This window comes from Pseudomonas koreensis, from assembly GCF_012986595.1.
In the GTDB taxonomy this organism is placed as follows: domain Bacteria; phylum Pseudomonadota; class Gammaproteobacteria; order Pseudomonadales; family Pseudomonadaceae; genus Aquipseudomonas; species Aquipseudomonas koreensis.
The window spans coordinates 156617-180188 of the sequence record NZ_JAAQYM010000003.1; the positions used below are offsets into that span (position 1 = coordinate 156617).

The 23572-nt window shown below is 61.5% G+C and carries 15 protein-coding genes; 12 read left to right on the top strand and 3 right to left on the bottom strand.

What is annotated here, in order from left to right; all coding sequences use genetic code 11:
• Positions 1-125: 125 nt before the first annotated feature.
• Positions 126-1229 (bottom strand): choline metabolism transcriptional regulator GbdR, encoded by a 1104-nt coding sequence (gene gbdR, locus HBN98_RS10240; RefSeq protein WP_064589578.1) that lies wholly within the window; start codon positions 1227-1229, stop codon positions 126-128.
• 607 nt (positions 1230-1836) lie between these two features.
• Positions 1837-3213 carry an L-serine ammonia-lyase gene (locus HBN98_RS10245; protein ID WP_083367700.1) on the bottom strand — a complete coding sequence of 459 codons (1377 nt, stop codon included), beginning with the start codon at positions 3211-3213 and terminating at the stop codon, positions 1837-1839.
• A 436-nt stretch (positions 3214-3649) separates the two neighbouring features.
• Here HBN98_RS10245 and HBN98_RS10250 point away from each other — a divergent pair, with 436 nt between their 5' ends.
• From HBN98_RS10250 to choV, 3 genes are all read left to right on the top strand, one after another.
• On the top strand, positions 3650-4597 hold the full coding sequence (locus HBN98_RS10250; RefSeq protein ID WP_064589580.1) for a choline ABC transporter substrate-binding protein: 948 nt from the start codon (positions 3650-3652) through the stop codon (positions 4595-4597).
• Between the two features lie 66 nt (positions 4598-4663).
• The gene (gene choW, locus HBN98_RS10255) at positions 4664-5509 is read left to right on the top strand and encodes a choline ABC transporter permease subunit (protein ID WP_007962645.1); all 846 of its coding nucleotides are present in this window, start codon (positions 4664-4666) and stop codon (positions 5507-5509) included.
• Positions 5506-6684, top strand: coding sequence for a choline ABC transporter ATP-binding protein (choV, locus tag HBN98_RS10260; RefSeq protein ID WP_064589581.1), 1179 nt, complete (start codon positions 5506-5508; stop codon positions 6682-6684). Before choW ends, choV begins: the two co-directional genes overlap by 4 nt.
• Before the next feature lie 215 nt (positions 6685-6899).
• On the opposite strand, the gene betT is transcribed toward choV, so the two are convergent.
• Positions 6900-8897 carry a choline BCCT transporter BetT gene (gene betT, locus HBN98_RS10265; protein ID WP_064589582.1) on the bottom strand — a complete coding sequence of 666 codons (1998 nt, stop codon included), beginning with the start codon at positions 8895-8897 and terminating at the stop codon, positions 6900-6902.
• A gap of 428 nt (positions 8898-9325) precedes the next feature.
• Between betT and betI the strand changes: the two genes are divergently transcribed.
• From betI to yccS, 9 genes are all read left to right on the top strand, one after another.
• Positions 9326-9919 (top strand): transcriptional regulator BetI, encoded by a 594-nt coding sequence (gene betI, locus HBN98_RS10270; protein ID WP_025108530.1) that lies wholly within the window; start codon positions 9326-9328, stop codon positions 9917-9919.
• Between the two features lie 89 nt (positions 9920-10008).
• Complete coding sequence (gene betB / locus HBN98_RS10275) at positions 10009-11481, top strand: betaine-aldehyde dehydrogenase (protein ID WP_083367699.1); 1473 nt, start codon at positions 10009-10011, stop codon at positions 11479-11481.
• 223 nt (positions 11482-11704) lie between these two features.
• Positions 11705-13408, top strand: coding sequence for a choline dehydrogenase (gene betA / locus HBN98_RS10280; RefSeq protein ID WP_064589583.1), 1704 nt, complete (start codon positions 11705-11707; stop codon positions 13406-13408).
• Between the two features lie 283 nt (positions 13409-13691).
• Positions 13692-15134: a TldD/PmbA family protein gene (locus HBN98_RS10285; RefSeq protein ID WP_083367698.1), complete on the top strand. Its 1443-nt coding sequence runs from the start codon at positions 13692-13694 to the stop codon at positions 15132-15134.
• Positions 15134-16471, top strand: a complete 1338-nt coding sequence (locus tag HBN98_RS10290) for a TldD/PmbA family protein (RefSeq protein WP_064589585.1) — start codon at positions 15134-15136, stop codon at positions 16469-16471. The genes HBN98_RS10285 and HBN98_RS10290 overlap by 1 nt, the downstream gene beginning before the upstream one ends.
• 187 nt (positions 16472-16658) lie before the next feature.
• The gene (gene mdtD, locus HBN98_RS10295) at positions 16659-18086 is read left to right on the top strand and encodes a multidrug transporter subunit MdtD (protein ID WP_083367697.1); all 1428 of its coding nucleotides are present in this window, start codon (positions 16659-16661) and stop codon (positions 18084-18086) included.
• A gap of 231 nt (positions 18087-18317) precedes the next feature.
• On the top strand, positions 18318-19703 hold the full coding sequence (dbpA, locus tag HBN98_RS10300; protein ID WP_064589587.1) for an ATP-dependent RNA helicase DbpA: 1386 nt from the start codon (positions 18318-18320) through the stop codon (positions 19701-19703).
• 136 nt (positions 19704-19839) lie between these two features.
• Positions 19840-21018, top strand: a complete 1179-nt coding sequence (locus HBN98_RS10305; RefSeq protein WP_064589588.1) for a BaiN/RdsA family NAD(P)/FAD-dependent oxidoreductase — start codon at positions 19840-19842, stop codon at positions 21016-21018.
• 229 nt (positions 21019-21247) lie between these two features.
• A complete protein-coding gene (gene yccS, locus HBN98_RS10310) occupies positions 21248-23440 on the top strand; it encodes a YccS family putative transporter (RefSeq protein ID WP_083367696.1) in 2193 nt (730 codons plus the stop codon).
• Positions 23441-23572 lie beyond the last annotated feature (132 nt).

Genomic DNA, 23572 nt, shown 5'->3' on the forward strand with positions numbered 1-23572 from the left:
CCGCTGGGCCGCGAAGCGGCCCCAAACCGGCAGATGCACTGTTCCAGATAAATCGCATGCGCAGGTTTTACGAGCGCTTCGCGCTCGAGCGGGAGCAAGCTCCCTCGCCACAAAAACTGTCCGGTCTACAGCCTTACGCTGGCAAACGTCGACTCGTTACGCGCCTGACTCAACGCCGACATCGGCCCCGACAGCGGCGACATCACGATCGCCTGCGGCAGCGGCATCATCGCCACTTGCTGCGTAGTGTTGGAACCTACGCGTTCGTCACGCGGCGGAATGCCGAAGTATTCGCGGTAGCACTTGGAGAAGTGCGGCGTCGACACGAATCCACACACCGAAGCCACTTCGATGATCGACATCGGCGTCTGCTTGAGCAGTTGCCGCGCGCGGATCAGGCGCAGCTTGAGGTAGTAGCGCGACGGCGAGCAGTGCAGGTATTTCTGGAACAGCCGCTCCAGCTGGCGACGCGACACGGCGACGTACACCGCCAGTTCGTCGAGGTCGATCGGCTCTTCCAGATTGGCTTCCATCAGCGCGACGATTTCCTGCAGCTTCGGCTGGTTGGTGCCGAGCATGTGCTTGAGTGGCACGCGCTGGTGATCCTGTTCGTTGCGGATGCGTTCGTAGACGAACATTTCCGAGATCGCGGCGGACAGCTCACGGCCGTGATCGCGGCTGATCAGGTGCAGCATCATGTCCAGTGGCGCGGTGCCGCCGGAGCTGGTGAAACGGTTACGGTCGAGGGTGAACAGGCGGGTGCTCATCGCCACGCGCGGGAAAGCTTCCTGCATCGCCGCCAGACATTCCCAGTGCACGCTGCAATCGAAACCGTCGAGCAGGCCGGCGCAGGCCAGGGCCCAGCTGCCGGTGCACACGGCGCCCAGACGCTTGGACTGACGCGCCTGGCTTTGCAGCCACGAGACGTGTTCACGGGTCACGGTGCGTTGAATGCCGATCCCGCCGCAGACGATCACGGTATCCAGGGGCGGGGCTTTGTGCATGGAGGCATCGGGAGTGATTTGCAGACCGTCACTGGCCCACACCTGGCCGCCATCGACGGTGAGGGTGCTCCAGCGATACAGCTCACGACCGGACAATTGGTTGGCCATGCGTAGCGGTTCTACCGCAGAGGCCAGGGAAATCAGCGTGAAATTGTCCAGCAGCAAAAAGCCGATGGATTGAGGCGCACGGTTCTGGGGTTGGGCCCCGGAGTTGAACGACGTCATCGCGGTATCTCCTCACACAAAGCGGGTGATGGCCTCAGGCGGAGGCTCTTGTTATTGCCGCGTGCTCATGCGGGAGACGGGCTTTGTTATGACAGAGCAATTGCCATGCCTAAAATTGAATGGCCGTTCAATAACTCCTGAAAACGACGTCGCGACGTGTCTATTCAAGACATCCGACAAAAGGTATTTCGAAGTGCCATCAGCGGCGGTGAAAGCCCTGCCCCGCTGCCTGTGAGCAGATCGGTAGCACTTGTGGGAACGGGCTTGCGCACGGTTGTTTCGGAGTGTCACCGCAGGCACGGGTGACGGACGGTAGGGTGTGCTGATTGCCTGTTACAGGTGGGAAAGACTCTTATCTGATTGCGACGCGCTAAAAGGTGGCGCGTTTGATCGTGAGTGTTCACTTGATGAGCAATTTTGACTGGTCTGAGGCGCTCCAATCTTTCCAAATCAAACATAAATCCTGTGGCGAGGGGATTTATCCCCGATCGGCTGCGCAGCAGTCGTAAACCCATTCACCGCGGTGTGTCAGGCAAAACTCAATTACAGGATTTGGGGCCGCTTCGCAGCCCATCGGGGATAAATCCCCTCGCCACAGAAAAATTTGTCAGCACTCTACGGCGCTGACCGCCAAACCACCACGTGACGTCTCTTTATATTTGTCATGCATGTCGGCACCGGTGTCACGCATGGTGCGGATCACCCGGTCCAGCGAGATAAAGTGCTGACCATCCCCACGCAACGCCATCTGCGCCGCGTTGATCGCCTTCACTGCGGCAATCGCATTGCGCTCGATGCACGGCACCTGCACCAGACCGCCGACCGGATCGCAGGTCAGGCCGAGGTTGTGCTCCAGGCCGATTTCTGCGGCGTTGCACAGTTGCTCCGGCGTCGCGCCGAGGATCTCTGCCAACCCTGCCGCCGCCATCGCGCAGGCCGAGCCGACCTCGCCCTGGCAGCCGACTTCGGCACCCGAGATTGAAGCGTTCTTCTTGCACAGAATGCCTACCGCCGCCGCGCCCAAAAAGTAGTCGACGACGTTGGCGTCGGTGACCGCTTCGCTGAACTTCATAAAGTAGTGCAACACCGCCGGGATGATCCCCGCCGCACCGTTGGTCGGCGCCGTGACCATGCGCCCCCCGGCCGCGTTCTCTTCATTCACCGCGAGGGCAAACAGGTTGACCCACTCCATCGCGCTGAGGGTCGAGCCGATCACGTTGGGCTTGTTCAACTCCTGCAGGCTGCGATGCAACTTGGCCGCACGCCGGCGCACGTTCAGGCCACCCGGGAGGATGCCTTCGTGCTTGAGGCCCTGCTCGACGCAATCCTGCATCGCCCGCCACAGCTTCATCAGCCCGGCGCGGATTTCCTCTTCGCTGCGCCAGACCTTTTCGTTGGCCATCATCAGTTCGGCGACGCGCAGGTTGTTCTGTTTACACAGCTCCAGCAGCTCCACCGCGCTGGAAAATTCATAAGGCAATTCGGTGCGATCCAGATCGACCACGCCGCTGGACGCCTGCGCTTGATCCACCACAAAACCGCCACCGACCGAATAGTAGGTGTCGCGATGGATTTCCCCGTGATCGCCTTCGGCAATCAGGGTCATGGCGTTGGGGTGAAATGGCAGGTTCTCGTCGATCAGGCGCATGTCGCGCGCCCAGACAAACGGCACCGACAAGCGGCCATCCAATAGCAGGGTGTGGGTTTCACGCAGCGCCTGGATTCGCGGGCCGATCTGCGACGGGTCGATAGCGTCCGGCCACTCGCCCATCAAGCCCATGATCACCGCGTTGTCGCTGCCGTGCCCGATGCCGGTGGCCGACAGCGAGCCGAACAGTTGCACTTCTATACGCCGCACTTGTTCGAGCAGGTGCCTGTCGCGCAGCGATTCGACAAACAGGGCGGCGGCGCGCATTGGGCCGACGGTGTGGGAACTGGACGGGCCGATGCCGATTTTGAACAGGTCGAAAACGCTGATAGCCATTGCTGCAGAGCTCCTGAGGATGCCGTTCCCGGGCGTTAAGCGCCCGCTGGCGGAGCTGCTACGCTCAAGCTGCGATCCGCCGGAATGCCCGCATCATCAGGCTTTTGTCAGGTCGTCCGGCGTCTGACACCGACGCACTCATGCCCACCAGCGCCGCGCCGTTTTCGTCCCGGTTTTTCGCCGTTTTTATGCAGTTCAGAGCGCCGATCGGGGCAGAAAAAAGCTGTAAACGACGTCACTGACACTGGATGCGACCATCCCTGTACTGGATACGACGCACCCTGTAGGCGTCAGATTTTCACTGGTACATGATCGTTATGACTCGATTGCAAGGCGCCGTGGTAGAGCTGTCTCCAGAACGCCATCCAACCGCAACCTATAAGTGCGGTGGTCCACAGTCGGAACACTGCCAAAAAAAACACCAAGGAGTCCATCCATGAAAGGTTCCCCGTCGTTGTTGTTGGCCGCCATGCTGAGTCTGCCGTTACTGGCTAACGCTGCAGAACCCGCTCAGTGCAGTACCGTAAACTTCTCCGATGTCGGCTGGACCGACATCACCGCCACCACCGCCACCACCTCGGTGGTGCTCGACGCCCTCGGCTACAAGACCAAGACCACCATGATTTCCGTGCCCGTGACCTACAAGTCGCTGGCCGACGGCAAGAACATGGACGTGTTCCTCGGTAACTGGATGCCGACCATGGAAAACGACATCAAGGCCTACCGCGATGCCGGCACCGTCGAAGTGGTACGCACCAACCTCAAGGGTGCCAAGTACACCCTCGCCGTACCGCAAGCCCTGTACGACAAGGGGCTGCATGACTTCGCCGACATCGCCAAATTCAAGAAAGAGCTCGACGGCAAGATCTACGGCATCGAGCCTGGCAACGACGGCAACCGCCTGATCCAGAGCATGATCGACAAAGATGCCTTCGGCTTGAAAACCGCCGGTTTCAAGGTCGTCGAATCGTCCGAAGCGGGCATGCTCTCGCAGGTCGACCGCGCGCAGAAACGCGACACCGCCGTGGTCTTCCTCGGCTGGGCGCCGCACCCGATGAACAAGCGCTTCAAGATTCAATACCTGACCGGCGGCGATGACTTCTTCGGTCCCGATTTCGGTGCTGCAACCGTGGCGACCAACACCCGCAAGGGTTACACCACCGAATGCAGCAACGTTGGTCAGTTGCTGAAGAACCTGGAGTTCACCGTCGACATGGAAAGTACCCTGATGGGCAACATCCTCGACGACAAGATGAAGCCTGACGCGGCCGCCAAGGCCTGGCTGAAAAAGAACCCACAGGTGCTCGATACCTGGCTCGCTGGCGTGACCACCATTGACGGTAAACCTGGCCTGGAGGCCGTGAAAGCCAAGCTCGCACAGTAATTGCCTTACGCCGGGCGAGTTCGCTCGCCCGGGCTGTTTATTCCTTGCATGCGGACGTTCACTACCATGCTGATTGATCAGAAAATCCCTTTAGGCCAGTACATCGCGGGCTTCGTTGAATGGTTGACGCAACACGGCGCCAGCACCTTCGACGCAATCGCCGTGACACTGGAAACGATGATCCACGGCGTGACGTTTGCGCTCACCTGGTTCAACCCCTTCGTCTTGATCGGCCTCATTGCCCTGCTCGCGCATTTCATCCAGCGCAAATGGGGGCTGACTGTTTTTGTGATTGCCTCGTTCCTTCTGATCCTCAACCTGGGGTACTGGCAGGAGACCATGGAAACCCTCGCCCAGGTCATGTTCGCGACCCTGGTCTGCGTGGTCATCGGCGTGCCGTTGGGCATCGTCGCCGCGCACAAGCCGATGTTCTACACGTTAATGCGTCCGGTACTCGATCTGATGCAGACCGTACCGACCTTCGTTTACCTCATTCCTACCCTGACCCTCTTCGGGCTGGGCGTGGTGCCGGGCCTGATCTCCACGGTGGTATTCGCCATCGCTGCGCCGATCCGCCTGACCTACCTGGGCATCCGCGATGTCCCACAAGAACTGATGGACGCCGGCAAGGCCTTCGGCTGCTCGCGTCGCCAATTGCTCTCACGGATCGAACTGCCTCACGCCATGCCGAGCATCGCTGCCGGCATCACCCAGTGCATCATGCTGTCGCTGTCGATGGTGGTGATCGCGGCACTGGTGGGCGCCGACGGACTCGGCAAACCGGTGGTCAACGCACTGAACACTGCTGATATCGCCCTGGGCTTCGAAGCAGGCCTGGCGATCGTACTGCTGGCGATCATGCTCGACCGTATCTGCAAACAACCCGACGCCAAAGTAGGGGGTGACGCATGAGCATAATTCGCTTCGAAGACGTCGACGTAATCTTCTCCAAGGATCCACGCGAGGCACTCAAGCTGCTGGATCAGGGCATGACCCGCAACGAGATCCTGAAAAAGACCGGGCAGATCGTCGGCGTGGAAAAGGCCAGCCTGGACATCAACAAGGGCGAGATCTGCGTACTGATGGGCCTGTCCGGGTCCGGCAAGTCGAGCCTGCTGCGCTGCATCAACGGCTTGAACACCGTGAGCCGCGGCAAGCTGTTCGTCGAGCACGAAGGCAAGCAGATCGACATCGCCTCCTGCACCCCGGCCGAACTGAAGATGATGCGCACCAAACGCATCGCCATGGTGTTCCAGAAGTTCGCCCTGATGCCGTGGCTGACGGTGCGCGAGAACATCAGTTTCGGTCTGGAAATGCAGGGCCGACCGGAAAAGGAACGGCGCAAACTGGTCGATGACAAACTCGAACTGGTGGGCCTGACCCAATGGCGCAACAAGAAACCCGATGAACTCTCCGGCGGTATGCAGCAGCGTGTGGGCCTGGCCCGGGCGCTGGCAATGGACGCCGACATCCTGCTGATGGACGAACCGTTCTCGGCACTCGACCCGCTGATCCGCCAGGGCCTGCAGGATGAACTGCTGGAACTGCAACGCAAGCTGAGCAAGACCATCGTGTTTGTGAGCCACGACCTCGACGAGGCGCTCAAACTGGGTAGCCGCATCGCGATCATGAAGGACGGCCGGATCATCCAGTACAGCGTGCCGGAAGAGATCGTGCTGAACCCGGCGGACGACTATGTACGCACCTTCGTCGCCCACACCAACCCGCTCAACGTGCTCTGCGGCCGAAGCCTGATGCGCACGCTGGACAACTGCAAACGCATCAACGGCTCGGTGTGCCTCGATCCGGGCGGCGACTCGTGGCTGGACCTCGCCGAAGGCAACACCATCAAGGGCGCGCGGCAGAACGGTTCGGTGCTGAACCTGCAGAACTGGGCCCCGGGGCAAGCGGTGGAAGCGCTGGAGCGCAAGCCGACACTGGTGGACTCGAACATCGGCATGCGCGATGCGCTGCAGATTCGCTACCAGACCGGCAACAAACTGGTGCTGCACGACAACAACCACGTGGTGGGGATTCTCGGCGACAGCGAGCTGTATCACGCGTTGCTGGGCAAGAACCTGGGGTAAGAACCCCGGACACAAAAACGCCGCGAGAGGATCGCGGCGTTTTTGTTAGTGCACATAAAAGACCTGGAATACTGACAACTGTGGCGAGGGAGCTTGCTCCTGCTTGAGTGCGCAGCACTCACAAATTCTTGGGGCCGCTTCGCAGCCCAGCGGGAGCAAGCTCCCTCACCACACTGGATCGGCGGTGCATTTACTGCACCGCCGATCCTCAAGGTTTAGCTGTACACCCGGCCAAGGAGCTGCCGATGGCTTTCAAACTGATCGAGCACATCGCGTGTGATCTGATCCTGCGTGAAGCCCATCAGGTCGTAATCCTGGCTGCCGTTGTGCAGGTACACCTCGGCGCGGTAGTAACGCTGGCGCGCTTCATCGGACTGGGCCGATTCGGTCGGGGTCGCCAGGTAGCCGTCCAGGCTCACTTCGTAAACGAAAGGGTTGCCCTCTTCCATCTCGACGCGCACGCCCATGCAACGCTTGGATTTGCCCAGCAGCGTCTGCACTTCCAGACCCTGTGCACGCATTTGTGCGGCAGCGTCTTCCAGCGCAGGGCTGACCTGCTTGTCCATGAAACGCTGCACCACCGATTGGCTCGGTTGCAGGTCCAGCTGCGTCAGACGCTCGCTGAAACCACGACGACCGCGCTCCGCCAGTTGCGCCTGCTCTTGTTCGATCTGCACGTCTTGGCGCATCGCCTTGTGCAGGCCGAACATGAAGAACACCAGCACCACCGAGAACGGCAGACCGGCCAGCACCACCATGGTTTGCATGGCTTCGAAGTTACCGGCGAACAGCAGACCGATGGTCACCAGGGTGATCACCACCGACCAGAAGATCCGCAACCAATGTGGCGCATCTTCGTCGACGTTACCGCCCTTGCAGGACAGGTTCGCCATCATCACCGCGCCAGAGTCGGCCGGGGTCAGGAACAGCACGAAACCGACGAAGATCGACACACCGATGACGACTTTCGACGCCGGGTAATGCTCAAGCAACTGATAGATCGCCATCGACGGCTGTTCCAGCGCCGTCTTGCCAAGCTCCACCGCCCCTTGGTTCATCACCAGATCCAGCGCCGAGTTACCGAAGATCGACAGCCAGGCCAGGGTGAAGCCCAGCGGAATCAGCAGCACGCCGGCGACCAGTTCACGCACGGTACGACCACGGGAAATACGCGCGATGAACATACCTACGAATGGTGCCCAGGAAATCCACCACGCCCAGTAGAACAGGGTCCACAGGCCCAGCCAGCGGTCCGACTTGGCGCTGTCGCCTTCATAGACGTATAGGTCGAACGTCTTCAGCACCACGCCGTTGAGGTAATCGCCGATGTTCTGCACGAAGCCATTGAGCAGGTGCAGGGTCGGGCCGAACAGCAAGACGAAAATCAGCAGACCGCTGAACAGCACGATGTTCAGGTTGGACAGACGACGAATGCCGTTTTCCACACCGGAGACGGCAGCGATGGTCGCCACGGTGCTCATCACGATGATCACGATCAGCAGATTGGTGTTGCTGTGTTCCATGCCGAACAGGTTTTCCAGGCCGGAGGACACTTGCAGCGAGCCGATCCCCAGGTTGGTCACCAGACCCAGCAGGGTCACGAACATGCCGAAGCCGTCCACCGCGTGACCGGCCGCGCCTTTGACCCAACGCTCACCCACCAGTGGATACAGCGCCGAACGCAGGGCCAGCGGCTGGTTATGACGGTACGCGAAGTACGCCACGGCCAGACCGACCAGTGCGTAGATCGCCCAGCCGTGCAGGCCCCAGTGCAGGAAGGTCAGTTGCACCGCCTGACGCGCGGCCATGTTGGTGGCCGCTGCGCCTTCCGGCGGATTGAAGTAGTGGTCCAGCGGCTCGGAGGCGCCGAAGTACAGCAGCGAAATGCCGATACCCGACGAGAACAGCATCCCCGCCCAGGCGCCGTAACTGAAATCCGGGGTGTCGTCCTTGCTGCCCAGTTTGAGTTTGCCGTAGGAGGAAAACGCCAGGCCCACCACAAACACCAGGTAGGCGGCGATTACCACCATGTAGTACCAGCCGAAGCTGCGCGACAACCAGGCCTGAGCGATACCCAACAATCTGCCGGCCTCTTGCGGGGCGATGATCAGAATGGCGGTCAACAACAGAATCAACGCGGTAGAGGTGTAAAACACCCAACCGTTGACCGTCACCTTCTCGGGCGGGGTCTTTATAAGCGAGGCAGAACTCATGGCACAAATGCTCCAGGCAGTGCGAGAGAAGAACACAAGGCAACACGGAACCCGACCAATCGGTTAGTTGGCAGCCGACCGGCGGGTGATATAAAGACACCCCGAAAAAAGCCCGAACCTGCCGAAATGGCGTTGCGAATCGCTTTCGTGGCCAAAGCTGTGCGGACGTTCATCCGAAACCTGGCCCCGAGCGTCTTGCCCATTCAACACGTCCATCGAATAGCGAACCGCGCCATGCCCCACGCAGGTTTCAAGCATTTTCGGATGTCGTTTTATCGCCATTTACAAGCAGAAAAAATCTGTAGGCAGCGACGATTTGTCGCAGATCTTATTCTTTGTTGATTGAACGTTCAATCAAAACAAAATAGACTGGCCCTTAATCCGATAGGCGTTATTCGCCCGTCGGAAGGCCTAAGGAGATGTGCAAGATGCCCAAGGTCGGTATGCAACCCATCCGCCGCCAACAACTGATCGAAGCCACGTTGCAAGCGGTCGATCAGGTCGGGATGGGGGACGCCAGCATTGCGCTGATCGCCCGTTTGGCCGGTGTCTCGAATGGCATCATCAGTCACTATTTTCAGGACAAGAACGGCCTGATTGCCGCCACGATGCGGTATCTGATGAACGTCCTCAGCGAGAACGTCACCGCGCGCCGTCAGGCGCTGGCAGACAGCAGCCCACGGGCGCATCTGCAGGTGATCATCGAAGGCAACTTCGACGCCAGCCAGGTCAATGGCCCGGCAATGAAAACCTGGCTGGCCTTCTGGGCCACCAGCATGCACCAGCCGTCTTTGCACAGGTTGCAGCGGATCAACGATCACCGTCTGTATTCCAACCTGTGCTGCGAGTTCCGCCGTGTGTTGCCGCTCGAAGATGCGCGCAGCGCAGCGCGTGGACTGGCAGCGTTGATCGACGGCTTGTGGTTGCGCGGCGCGCTGTCGGGAGACGCTTTCGACACGGCGCAGGCGCAACAGATCGCTTACGAATACATGGATTTCCAATTGGCCAAGCAGGTGAGCTAGAGCACACAGAAAACGCTCGGCCCCTGAACCGCCACCGCAGCTTCATCGTGGTGGTCAACGCCAACAACCAATGCACTTGCGAGGACACTATGGCCCGTTTCGAACTGCAAAAACTCTACATCGATGGCGCGTACTCCGACGCTGGCAGCGATGCCACCTTCGAAGCCATCAACCCGGCGAACGGTGAAGTCCTCGCCCAAGTGCAACGTGCGACCAAGGAAGACGTCGAGCGTGCTGTGGTCAGCGCTGAAAAGGGCCAGAAAATCTGGGCTGCGATGACCGCCATGGAGCGTTCGCGCATCCTGCGTCGTGCCGTCGACATCCTGCGCGAGCGCAACGATGAACTGGCCGCGTTGGAAACCCTGGACACCGGCAAGGCGTACTCCGAAACCAAATACGTCGACATCGTCACCGGCGCCGACGTGCTGGAATACTACGCAGGCCTGGTGCCGGCGATCGAAGGCGAGCAGATCCCGCTGCGCGACACGTCTTTCGTCTACACCCGTCGCGAGCCGCTGGGCGTGGTGGCCGGTATCGGCGCGTGGAACTACCCGATCCAGATCGCACTGTGGAAATCCGCACCAGCCTTGGCCGCCGGTAACGCGATGATCTTCAAGCCAAGCGAAGTCACCTCGCTGACCACCCTGAAACTGGCCGAGATCTACACCGAAGCCGGCCTGCCAAACGGCGTGTTCAACGTCCTGACCGGCAGCGGCCGTGAAGTCGGCACCTGGCTGACCGAGCACCCGCGCATCGAGAAAGTCTCCTTCACCGGCGGCACCGACACCGGCAAGAAAGTCATGGCCAGCGCTTCGGCCTCGTCGCTGAAAGACGTGACCATGGAACTGGGCGGCAAGTCCCCGCTGATCATCTGCGACGACGCCGATCTCGATCGTGCTGCCGACACTGCAATGATGGCCAACTTCTACAGCTCCGGTCAGGTCTGCACCAACGGCACTCGCGTGTTCGTGCCGAGCCACCTGAAAGCCGCTTTCGAAGCCAAGATCGTTGAGCGCGTTACGCGCATCCGCATCGGCAACCCGGAAGACGAAAACACCAACTTCGGCCCGCTGGTCAGCTTCCCGCACATGGAAAGCGTGCTGGGCTATATCGCCAAAGGTAAAGAAGAAGGTGCCCGCGTGCTGTGCGGCGGCGAGCGTCTGACCGACGGCGAATTCGCCAAAGGCGCATTCGTTGCTCCGACCGTGTTCACCGATTGCACCGACGACATGACCATCGTTCGTGAAGAAATCTTTGGCCCGGTTATGGCGATCCTCTCCTACGAAACCGAAGAAGAAGTGATCCTCCGCGCCAACGACACCGACTTCGGCCTGGCCGCCGGTATCGTCACCAAAGACCTGAACCGCGCACACCGCGTGATTCATCAACTGGAAGCCGGTATCTGCTGGATCAACGCCTGGGGCGAGTCCGACGCAAAAATGCCGGTGGGCGGTTACAAGCAGTCGGGCGTGGGCCGCGAAAACGGCATCAGCTCGCTGACCAACTACACACGCATCAAATCGGTACAGGTCGAGCTGGGCGATTACGTCTCGGTGTTCTGATCTGACGCAACTCTGAAGTTGGGGCCCTTGTGGCGAGGGAGCTTGCTCCCGCTGGGCTGCGCAGCGGCCCCAACTGCAGACACCGCAGCTATCCAGACAGAGCACAGTTGCAGGTTTTGCGACTGCTGCGCAGCCGAGCGGGACGGTGCGGCGATCCGACAAGATCCCTCGCCACAAAACAAGCAGCTCGGCAGCCTGACCACATCTAAAGAGGGTGCATCTAATGTCCCAAGAATTCGATTACATCATCATCGGTGCCGGCTCGGCCGGTAACACCCTGGCGACCCGTCTGACTGAAGACGAAGGCGTCACCGTTCTGCTGCTCGAAGCCGGCGGCCCGGACTATCGTTTCGACTTCCGCACGCAAATGCCGGCCGCGCTGGCATTCCCGCTGCAGGGTCGTCGCTACAACTGGGCGTACGAAACCGATCCAGAGCCACACATGGACGGTCGCCGGATGGAATGCGGTCGCGGCAAAGGCCTCGGCGGTTCCTCGCTGATCAACGGCATGTGCTACATCCGTGGCAACGCGATGGACTACGACGGCTGGGCGAAACTGCCAGGCCTGGAAGACTGGTCGTACCTCGACTGCCTGCCGTACTTCCGTAAAGCGGAAACCCGTGACATCGGCCCGAACGACTACCACGGTGGCGACGGTCCGGTCAGCGTGACCACGCCGAAGGCTGGCAACAACCCGCTGTTCCACGCCATGGTTGAAGCCGGCGTGCAGGCCGGTTACCCGCGCACCGAAGACTTGAACGGCTATCAGCAGGAAGGTTTCGGCCCGATGGACCGCACCGTGACGCCGAATGGCCGTCGTGCTTCCACCGCCCGTGGCTACCTCGACATCGCCAAGAAGCGTTCGACCCTGACCATCGTCACCCACGCCCTGACCGACAAGATCCTGTTCGAAGGCAAGCGTGCGGTCGGCGTGCGTTACCTGGTCGGCTCGGCGGAAGAGCGCGTTGAAGCCAAAGCGCGCAAAGAAGTCCTGCTGTGCTCCGGCGCCATCGCTTCGCCGCAGATTCTGCAGCGCTCCGGTGTCGGCCCGGCAAAACTGCTGGAAAGCCTCGACATCCCGGTGGTCCACGACCTGCCGGGCGTCGGTGAAAACCTCCAGGACCACCTTGAGCTGTACCTGCAATACGCGTGCACTCAGCCAGTTTCGCTGTACCCGTCGCTGCTCTGGTACAACCAGCCGGCCATCGGTGCCGAGTGGCTGTTCAACGGCACCGGCATCGGCGCCAGCAACCAGTTCGAAGCCGGCGGTTTCATCCGTACTCGTGAAGAGTTCGAATGGCCGAACATCCAGTACCACTTCCTGCCGGTGGCGATTAACTACAACGGCAGCAACGGTGTGAAAGAGCACGGTTTCCAGGCACACATGGGTTCCATGCGTTCGCCGAGCCGTGGCCGCATCCAGGTCAAATCCAAGGATCCGCGCCAGCACCCGAGCATCCTGTTCAATTACATGGCCACCGAGCAGGACTGGCAGGAATTCCGTGACGGCATCCGCCTGACCCGCGAAATCATGCAACAGCCTGCACTGGACGCCTTCCGTGGCCGCGAAATCAGCCCGGGTATCGACGTGCAAACCGATGAGCAGTTGGACAAGTTCATCCGCGAACACGCCGAAACCGCGTTCCACCCGTCCTGCTCGTGCAAGATGGGCACCGACGACATGGCGGTCGTGGATGGCGAAGGTCGCGTGCACGGCATGCAGAGCCTGCGTGTGGTCGATGCCTCGATCATGCCGATCATCACCACCGGCAACCTGAACGCGCCGACGATCATGATGGCCGAGAAAATCGCCGACAAGATCCGTGGCCGCAAGCCACTGCCGCGTAGCAATGCTGCCTACTACGTGGCTGGCGGTGCGCCAGTGAAGGGCAAGCCGATGCGTGATATCACGCCTGTTGCTCAATAAGACGTAATACCGAGGCGCGGCCTTCGCGAGCAGGCTCGCTCCCACAATAGATCTCCAGTGAACACAAAATGTGTGAACACTCAGGATTCAATGTGGGAGCGAGCCTGCTCGCGAAGGGGCCCTCACATTCAGCACAAATCCCTCTGCTTCAAGTAAATCCTCCTACACCCCCTCTTCACTTGATCCTACCCCCACGCAGGCCTACTCTAGTCCTCGCGCAATCGTTTCACCCCTCCCCGCCGAATCGCTTTACCCCGCAACTCCATAACAAGGAGGTTCCCGAATGTTTGATTTCCATCCCCAGCTCAAGCAGCGCTTCGCTGCTTTGCGCACGGGCGCCGAGTTCTTTTCCCTGCGGTATGTGCGCGAGTCCGGCCAATATCTGTCGGTGCGCAAGAACGTCGCCGAGCCGCCGAGCCTGAGCCGCGACGAAGGCGCAATGCTCACCGTGCGCGTCAACGGTGTCGAGGCGTACGCCGCCACCAACGACCTGTCGCAGCAAGGCCTGCAAGCCGCCCTTGAACGTGCCGAACAGCAGGCCCGGCGGCTCAAGCACCACGCCTTGCTCGACCTGCGCGACCAGCCAGTCTCAAGCGACCGCGCTGATTACTTTTCGCCCAATCTCGAGCAACCCTTCCCGTCCCTGAGCGAATGCTTCGAGCTGCTCGGCGCGGAATCCGCCTCGGTGCCAAAGGATGAGCGCCTGGTGAATTGGGAAGCGAGCATCGGCATCACCCACGTCGAGCAGATCTACCTGAGCAGCGCCGGTGCCGAATTGCGCCAGGCCCAGCGCTTCGTCTACCCGAGCCTCGACGTCACCGCTTATGACGGCAACGACAGCCAGACCCGCTCCCTCGGCCGCGAAAACTTCGGCCAGCAGGGGGGTGCGGACGTGATCAGCCGTTGCGGCCTGGTCGGCGCCGGACCGCAAGTGGCCGATCAGGCCCTGCAACTGCTGCTCGCGCCGAACACCCCGCAAGGCCCGCGCGACCTGTTGCTGATGCCGGACCAGATGATGCTGCAGATCCACGAGTCCATCGGTCACCCGCTGGAGCTCGACCGGATCCTCGGTGACGAGCGCAACTACGCCGGCACCAGCTTCGTCAAAACCAGCGACTTCGGCAGCCTGCAATACGGTTCGAAGCTGCTCAACGTGACCTTCGATCCGGACATTCCCGAAGAACTCGCCAGTTACGGCCACGATGACGACGGCACCCAGGCGAGCAAGCAATTCCTGATTCGCGATGGCCTGTTGCTGCGGCCCTTGGGCGGCGCGCTGTCGCAGTTCCGCGCCGGCCTCGACGGGGTTGCCAACAGCCGCGCCTGCGGCTGGAACCGACCGCCGATCGACCGCATGGCCAACCTCAACATCGAACCGGGCGATCAGTCGCTGACGCAACTGATCAGCGGCATCGAGCACGGCATTCTGATGAGCACCAACCGCTCATGGTCGATTGACGATGCGCGCAACAAATTCCAGTTCGGCTGCGAGTGGGGTCAGTTGATCGAAAACGGTGAACTTAAGGGTGTGGTGAAAAATCCGAACTACCGGGGCATTTCCGCGCACTTCTGGAAGAGTCTGCGCGCGGTCGGCGACGCCGGTACCCGCAGGGTGCTGGGCACGCCAAACTGCGGCAAGGGCGAGCCGAACCAGGTGATCCGCGTCGGCCACGCTTCGCCGGCCTGCGTATTCAGCAACGTTGATGTGTTTGGGGGAGACGCCTGATGAGCATTTCGAAGAGTCAGTCCGACGCCTTCAAGGTCATGGTCAATTGGCTGCGCGACAGCGTGCGCGAGCCGGAACAATTCACCCTCAGCTATGCCGCCGAATCCTCGGCGTTCGTGCGCTTCAACCACGCCAAGGTGCGTCAGGCCGGTCAGGTGCAGCAGGCCGATGTCGGGCTGAAGCTGATCAACGACGGCCGCCACGCCGACCTGCACATCACCCTGTCCGGTGATCAGGAAGCCGACCTGCAACGCCTCGCCGAGGGCCTGCAACAACTGCGCGAAACCCTGCCGCTGCTGCCGCAGGATCCGTACCTGCTGCTCAACCACAACGGCTGGCAGAGCGACAACGTGCAGGACCATCCGCTGCCGGACACCGAGCAAGTGGTCGAGGAGATCTGCGCCGCCGCTGAAGGTCTGGATCTGGTCGGCTTCTACGCCGCAGGCCCGATCAGCCGCGGTTTCGCCAGCTCCTCGGGGGCGTTTGGCTGGCATCAGGCCAACAGCTTCAACTTCGACTTCAGCCTGTTCCACGAAAACGGCGAAGCGGTGAAGGCCAGCTACGCCGGGCACGCATGGAGCAGCGAAGGCTTCGCCCGGCGCTTCCAGCAGGCGCGCGAGCAACTGGCGTTTCTCGGTCGACCGTTGCGCACCCTGGCACCGGGGCAATACCGGGCGTATCTGGCGCCGGCCGCGCTGGAAGAAATCATGGGCATGCTCAGCTGGGGCGGGTTCTCCGCGCAGTCGATCGCCAGCAAGAGCAGCCCGCTGCAGAAGCTGTATGTCGGTGATCAGGCCTTCAGCCCGCTGGTGTCGCTGGAGGAAAAAGTCAGCGGCTCGTTGAGCCCGGCGTTTTCCGGCGAGGGCTATCCGCGCAGCGATCTGCGGCTGGTCATCGAAGGCAAGGCCGGCGATCAACTGGTCGGTTCGCGCAGCGCGGCGGAATACGGCCTGACCGCCAACGGCGCCAGCGGCGGCGAATCGCCGAGCGCGCTGAACATGGCGGCGGGGAATCTGTCACAGGCAGAGATTCTCAAACAACTGGGCACCGGCCTGTACATCAGCAACCTGTGGTACCTGAACTTCTCCGATCAGCCGGCCGCGCGTCTGACCGGGATGACCCGGTTTGCCACGTTCTGGGTCGAGAACGGCGAGATTCAGGCGCCGGTCAGCACCATGCGTTTCGACGACAGCGCCTACAGCCTGCTGGGTTCGCAGCTGGAAGCATTGACCGCCGAGCGTGAGTTGCTGCTGTCGGCGAGCACGTACAGCCAGCGCAATACCTCGTCGGCGTTGCTGCCGGGGGCGCTGGTGAGTCGACTCACACTAACGCTGTAACACTGTGGCGAGGGAGCTTGCTCCCGCTGGGTTGCGAAGCAACCCCAAAACCTGCCAACTCGGTGTTCCTGTAATACCGGGTTGGCTGAATTTACGACTGCTGCGCAGCCGAGCGGGAGCAAGCTCCCTCGCCACAAGGGCTTCAAGCCAGGACAAGCATTCGGATCAATAACCCACAAGAGGTTCCATGCCCACACGCCCGCCTCTCGACGCCATCACCGCCCGCTGGTTGCCGTGGGTCGTCGCCATCGCTTTCTTCATGCAGTCCCTCGACGGGACCATCCTCAACACGGCCCTTCCAGCCATGGCCCGGGACCTGGCCGAAGACCCGTTGCGCATGCAGGGCGTGATCATCGCCTACATGCTTACCGTGGCGTTGCTGATCCCGGCCTCGGGCTGGATCGCCGACCGCTTCGGCACCAAGAAGATCTTCTTCGGCGCGATTCTGCTGTTCAGTTTCGGCTCGCTGCTTTGCGCGTTGTCCAGCAGCCTGAGCATGCTGATCGGCGCGCGGGTGATTCAGGGCCTGGGCGGTGCGCTGATGCTGCCGGTCGGACGCCTGGTGGTGCTGCGCGCGTATCCACGCTCGGAGCTGGTGCGGATCATGGGCTTCATCACCATTCCCGGCCTGCTCGGTCCGTTGATCGGCCCGACCATGGGTGGCTGGATGGTGCAATACCTGACATGGCACTGGATCTTCCTGATCAATCTGCCGGTCGGCGTCCTCGGCTGCTACGCGGTATGGAAGTTCATCCCCGACCTGCGAGGCAGCGAGCGCACACGTTTCGATAGCCTGGGCTTCCTGTTGTTTGGCGCGGCGATGATCCTGATCACCATCGCCATGGAAGGCCTGGGCGAACTGCACCTGCCACACCTGCGGGTGATGTTGCTGCTGTTCGCCGGTCTGGCCTGTCTGGCGGCGTACTGGCTGCGCGCCGGGCACGTGGAAAATCCGCTGTTCGCCCCGTCGCTGTTCAAGACCCGGACCTTCGCCGTCGGCATTCTCGGCAACCTGTTCGCCCGACTGGGCAGTGGCGCCCTGCCGTTTCTGGTGCCGTTGCTCCTGCAAGTGGCGCTGGGTTATTCGCCGTCGCAAGCAGGGATGAGCATGCTGCCGCTGGCCGCCGCCGCGATGTTCGCCAAGTGGATGGCGCGCCCGCTGATCGAACGCCTGGGCTATCGCATCGTGCTCACCGGCAACACCCTGGCGCTGGGGATCATGCTGGCGAGCATGGGCCTGGTCAGCGAGCAGACGCCGTACTGGCTGCTGCTGTGCCTACTGGCCGTGCTGGGCGCGATCAACTCGCTGCAATTCACCGCGATGAACACCGTGACCCTGATCGACCTCGACGACGCCAGCGCCAGCAGCGGCAACAGCCTGTTGTCGGTGGTGGCGCAATTGTCGTTGAGCCTCGGTGTGGCCTGCGCCGGTGCATTGCTCGGCGGCTTTACCGCGCAGATCGGCAATGATGGCGTGGAAACCGTGCTGGGCGCGTTCCAGCTGACCTTCGTCACCGTCGGCGTGATGGCGATGCTGGCCGCGACGATCTTCTCGCAACTGTCGAAAGAGGACGGCCGGCGGGCCAAGCGTCCGGAAGAACACATTGAACACTGATGTGTGATGAAGCGCTTTTGTGGCGAGGGAGCTTGCTCCCGCTGGACTGCGCAGCAGGCCCTGCTTTTTGAGTAGAAAAGCGGGGCCGCTTCGCGCCCCAGCGGGAGCAAGCTCCCTCACCACAGATGAATCACCTCGCCTCGGTTTTTAGTCACTGTTCGTCCAGAACTTTCGAGGAAAGTGGCAAGGGGCTGCTACACTGCGCGACATTTTGTTTTGCAGGCCAGTCCCGTGACCACCATCGCCACCGCTTTTAATACTCTGCCGCTGTCCGCCGCCATGCTGGCTAACCTCGAATCCCTCGGTTATGCCCAGATGACGCCGATCCAGGCGCAGAGCTTGCCGGTGATCCTCAAAGGGATGGACCTGATCGCCCAGGCCAAGACCGGCAGCGGCAAGACCGCCGCGTTCGGCATCGGCCTGCTGAACCCGATCAACCCGCGCTACTTCGGTTGCCAGGCGCTGGTGATCTGCCCGACCCGTGAGCTGGCCGACCAGGTCGCCAAGGAAGTCCGGCGTCTGGCCCGTGCCGAAGACAACATCAAGGTCCTGACCCTGTGCGGCGGCGTGTCGTTCGGCCCGCAGATCGCTTCGCTGGAGCACGGCGCGCACATCATCGTCGGCACCCCGGGGCGTATCCAGCAACACCTGCGCAAGGGTTCGCTGGTGCTCGACGGCCTGAACACGCTGATCCTCGACGAAGCCGACCGCATGCTCGACATGGGCTTTTACGACGCCATCGAAGACATCATCGAGAAGACCCCGTCGCGCCGTCAGACCCTGCTGTTCTCCGCCACGTACCCGGTGGGCATCAAGCAGCTGGCGTCGAAATTCATGCGTGACCCGCAAACGGTGAAAGCCGAAGCGTTCCACGACGACACGCAGATCGAACAGCGCTTCTACGAGATTTCCCCGGAAGAACGCATGAGCGCAGTGACCAAAGTCCTGCACCACTTCCGCCCGGCCTCCACCGTGGCGTTCTGCTTCACCAAGCAGCAAGTGCAGGAAACCGTCGATTACCTGACCTCCAAAGGCATTTCCGCCGTCGGCCTGCACGGCGACCTGGAACAGCGTGACCGCGACCAAGTGCTGGCGATGTTCGCCAACCGCAGCACTTCGGTACTGGTCGCCACCGACGTCGCCGCCCGTGGTCTGGACATTGATGCGCTGGACATGGTGATCAACGTCGAGCTGGCACGCGATTCGGAAATCCACATTCACCGCGTTGGCCGTACCGGCCGCGCTGGCGAGAAAGGCATCGCAGTCAGCCTCGTCGCACCGTCCGAAGCGCATCGCGCGCAAGCCATCGAACAGCTGCAGAAAGCGCCGCTTAACTGGGATCAGGTAGACAACCTCAAGTCCCAGGGCGGCGCCCCGCTGCAGCCACCGATGAGCACCCTGTGCATCGCTGGCGGGCGCAAGGACAAAGTGCGTCCGGGCGACATCCTCGGCGCGCTGACGGGCGATGCCGGCATTCCGGGTGCGCAGGTCGGCAAGATCGCGATCTTCGACTTCCAGTCGTATGTGGCGGTTGAACGCACCGTGGTCATGCAGGCGCTGCAGCGTTTGAACAACGGCAAGATCAAGGGCCGTTCGCTGCGCGTGCGTGTCCTGTAAGACAACGTAACTCCCCTGTAGGAGCTGCCGCAGGCTGCGATCTTTTGACTTTGTTTTTAAAGAGCAAGATCAAAAGATCGCAGCCTGCGGCAGCTCCTACAGTTCGTTTTGTGGTGACATTTGTGAGGACACCGTTTTGCGCTCAACCGAAGTCGTGATCATTGGCGCTGGCGCCGCAGGGTTGATGTGTGCACTGACCGCCGCCGGACGTGGGCGTGAAGTGTTGCTGCTCGACCATGCGAACAAGGCCGGCAAGAAAATCCTGATGTCCGGTGGTGGCCGCTGCAACTTCACCAACATGTACACCGAGCCGGGCAACTTCCTCTCGCACAACCCGCATTTCTGCAAATCGGCACTGGCGCGCTACACCCAGTGGGATTTCATCGGCATGGTCGGCAAGCACGGCGTGCCGTATCACGAGAAGAAACTCGGCCAGTTGTTCTGCGATAACAAATCCAGCGACATCCTCGGCATGCTCCTCGATGAGTGCGATCAGGTCGGCGTCGAGCTGCACCTGGACACCTCGATCCAGACCATCGAGAAGGTCGAAAGCGGTTACCTGCTCGACACCACCCTCGGTCAGCTGCAGTGCCAGTCGCTGGTGATCGCCACCGGCGGGCTGTCGATCCCGACGCTGGGTGCCACCGGTTTCGGTTATCAGGTCGCCAAGCAGTTCGGCCATGAACTGCTGCCGACCCGCGCCGGCCTGGTGCCGTTCACCATCACCGATCAGCTCAAGGAACTGTGCACCGAGCTCTCCGGGACCTCGGTGGATTGTCTGGTCAGTTGCAACGACCAGAGCTTTCGCGAAAACATCCTGTTCACCCACCGTGGCCTAAGCGGCCCGGCGATTCTGCAGATCTCGTCGTTCTGGGAGCCGGGTGACACCGTGGAAATCAACCTGCTGCCGGATCACGACACCGCCGCATGGTTGCAACAGCAAGTAGCCGAACGTCCGAACAGCGAACTGAAAACCCTGCTCGGCGAAATCTTCACCAAGAAGATGGCCAACCTGCTGGCGGACAACTGGTTCGTCTCCAAACCGATGAAGCAGTACACCCACGCCGAACTGGCGCAGATCGCCGACAAGCTGGGCAGCTGGAAAGTCGTGCCGGCCGGCACCGAAGGCTATCGCACCGCCGAAGTGACGCTGGGTGGCGTCGACACCCGCGAAGTGTCGTCCAAGACCATGGAATCGCTGAAAAGCCCTGGTCTGTATTTCATCGGTGAAGTGCTCGACGTCACCGGGCATCTGGGCGGTTTCAACTTCCAGTGGGCATGGGCCTCGGGTTACGCGGCTGCGCAGTACGTCTGAGCCAGAGCCAAACACAAAACCCTGTAGGAGTGAGCCTGCTCGCGATTGCAACCTGTCAGTCAATAATCTGGTGACTGACACACCGCTATCGCGAGCAGGCTCACTCCTACAGGGGTTATGCGTGATGCAGTAAGGAACACTTTTTGCTGTCAGATGTGATCGGCGCCATTGCGTCGGCGTCATTACTGGCTCAATTTAGCGGCATCGCCTCGGAAGGCCTTCGCACTTCATGTCCTCGACCTCGTTTCGTCAGTCTTTGCGGCGCCTGTGGGCGCTGGATAAATTCAGCTACAGCCTGCGGGTGTTCATCGCCCTGACCGGCAGCATGGCGCTGTGTTGGTATCAGGATGAAATGGGCCTGCTGATCCCGTTGTTTCTGGGGATCATCGCCAGCGCCCTGGCCGAGACCGACGACAGTTGGCAGGGCCGCCTCAATGCCCTGGCTGTCACACTGGTGTGTTTCAGTATCGCCGCGCTGTCGGTGGAACTGCTCTTCCCCTACCCCATCATGTTTGCCATCGCTTTGGCCTTGGCCAGCTTCGGCCTGACCATGCTCGGTGCGCTCGGCGAGCGTTATGGCGCCATCGCCTCGGCCACTTTGATTCTGTCCGTGTACACCATGATTGGCGTTGACCAGCGCGGCGGCGCGGTCACCGATTTCTGGCATGAACCGATGCTGCTGGTGGCCGGCGCCGCGTGGTACGGCCTGCTCTCGGTGCTGTGGCAGGCGCTGTTTTCCAACCAGCCGGTGCAGCAGAGTCTGGCGCGACTGTTCCGTGAACTGGGTTTTTACCTGAAGCTCAAAGCCTCGCTGTTCGAGCCAATCCGCCAACTGGACGTCGAAGCGCGGCGCCTGGAACTGGCGCAGCAGAACGGCCGCGTGGTGGCAGCACTAAACAGTGCCAAGGAAATCATTCTGCATCGGGTCGGCAACGGTCGCCCGGGGTCGAAAGTCAGCCGTTATCTGAAGCTGTATTTCCTCGCCCAGGACATCCACGAACGCGCCAGCTCCTCGCACTATCCGTACAACGCGCTGGCCGATGCGTTCTTCCACAGCGACGTGCTGTTCCGCTGCCAGCGCCTGCTGCGCCAGCAGGGCAAGGCCTGCCGCGCGCTGGCCGAATCGATCCAGATGCGCCAGCCGTTCGTCTACGACGCCAGTTTTGCCGAAGCCCTGACGGACCTCGACGCCTCCCTCGAACACCTGCGCATCCAGAGCAACCCGGCGTGGCGCGGCCTGCTGCGCTCGCTGCGCGCATTGGCGGCCAACCTCGGCACCCTCGATCGTTTGCTCAGCGACGCGAGCAACCCGGATGCCCTGGCCGATGCCACCGACAGCAGCCTGCTCGACCGCTCGCCGCGCAACCTCAAGGACGTCTGGGTGCGCCTGCGCACGCAACTGACGCCGACCTCCTTGCTGTTCCGCCACGCCCTGCGCCTGCCGCTGGCGCTGAGTATCGGTTACGGCATGGTGCACCTGATTCACCCGTCGCAAGGCTACTGGATCATCCTCACCACGCTGTTCGTCTGTCAGCCGAACTACGGCGCAACGCGGCGCAAGCTCGGTCAGCGGATTCTCGGCACGGCCATCGGCCTGACCGTGGCGTGGGCGCTGTTCGATCTGTTCCCGAGCCCGCTGGTGCAGTCGTGCTTCGCCATCGCCGCCGGGGTGGTGTTCTTTACCAACCGCACCACGCGCTACACCGTGGCAACGGCGGCGATCACGATCATGGTGCTGTTCTGCTTCAACCAGATCGGCGACGGCTACGGGCTGTTCCTGCCACGCCTGTTCGATACCCTGCTCGGCAGCCTGATCGCGGGCCTGACGGTGTTCCTGTTCTTGCCGGACTGGCAGGGCCGACGCCTGAACAAGGTGCTGGCCAACACCCTGACCTGCAACAGCATTTACCTGCGCCAGATCATGCAGCAATACGCCGCCGGCAAGAGCGACGACCTCGCCTATCGCCTGGCGCGGCGCAACGCGCACAACGCCGATGCGGCGCTGTCGACCACCCTGGCGAACATGCTGATGGAGCCCGGGCATTTCCGTAAGGAAGCGGATGTCGGGTTCCGCTTCCTGGTGCTGTCGCACACCCTGCTCAGCTACCTGTCCGGGCTGGGCGCGCATCGCGAAACGCAGCTACCGGCCGAGGTGCGCGAACAGCTGATCGACGGCGCCGGAGTGAAACTGGCCGCGAGCATCGACGACATCGCCCAGGGGCTGGCGAACAAGCAGCCGGTGGCGATCCAGAGTGACGAAGAGGAAGCGCTGGCCAATGAGCTGGAGCAGATGCCGGACGAGATCGATGAAGGACAGCGGCTGGTGCAGACGCAACTGGCGCTGATCTGCCGGCAGCTGGGGCCGCTGCGTACGTTGGCGGCACATTTGATCAAAGACACCCATGAGATTAGCGCTGGCTGAAAGCACGCCTTCGCGAGCAGGCTCGCTCCCACAGGGGAACGCATTTCAAACTGTAGGAGTGAGCCTGCTCGCGACAGGGCGCTCCCACAGTGAGTGTGTGCATGACACAGAACCCATGTGAGAGCGAGCCTG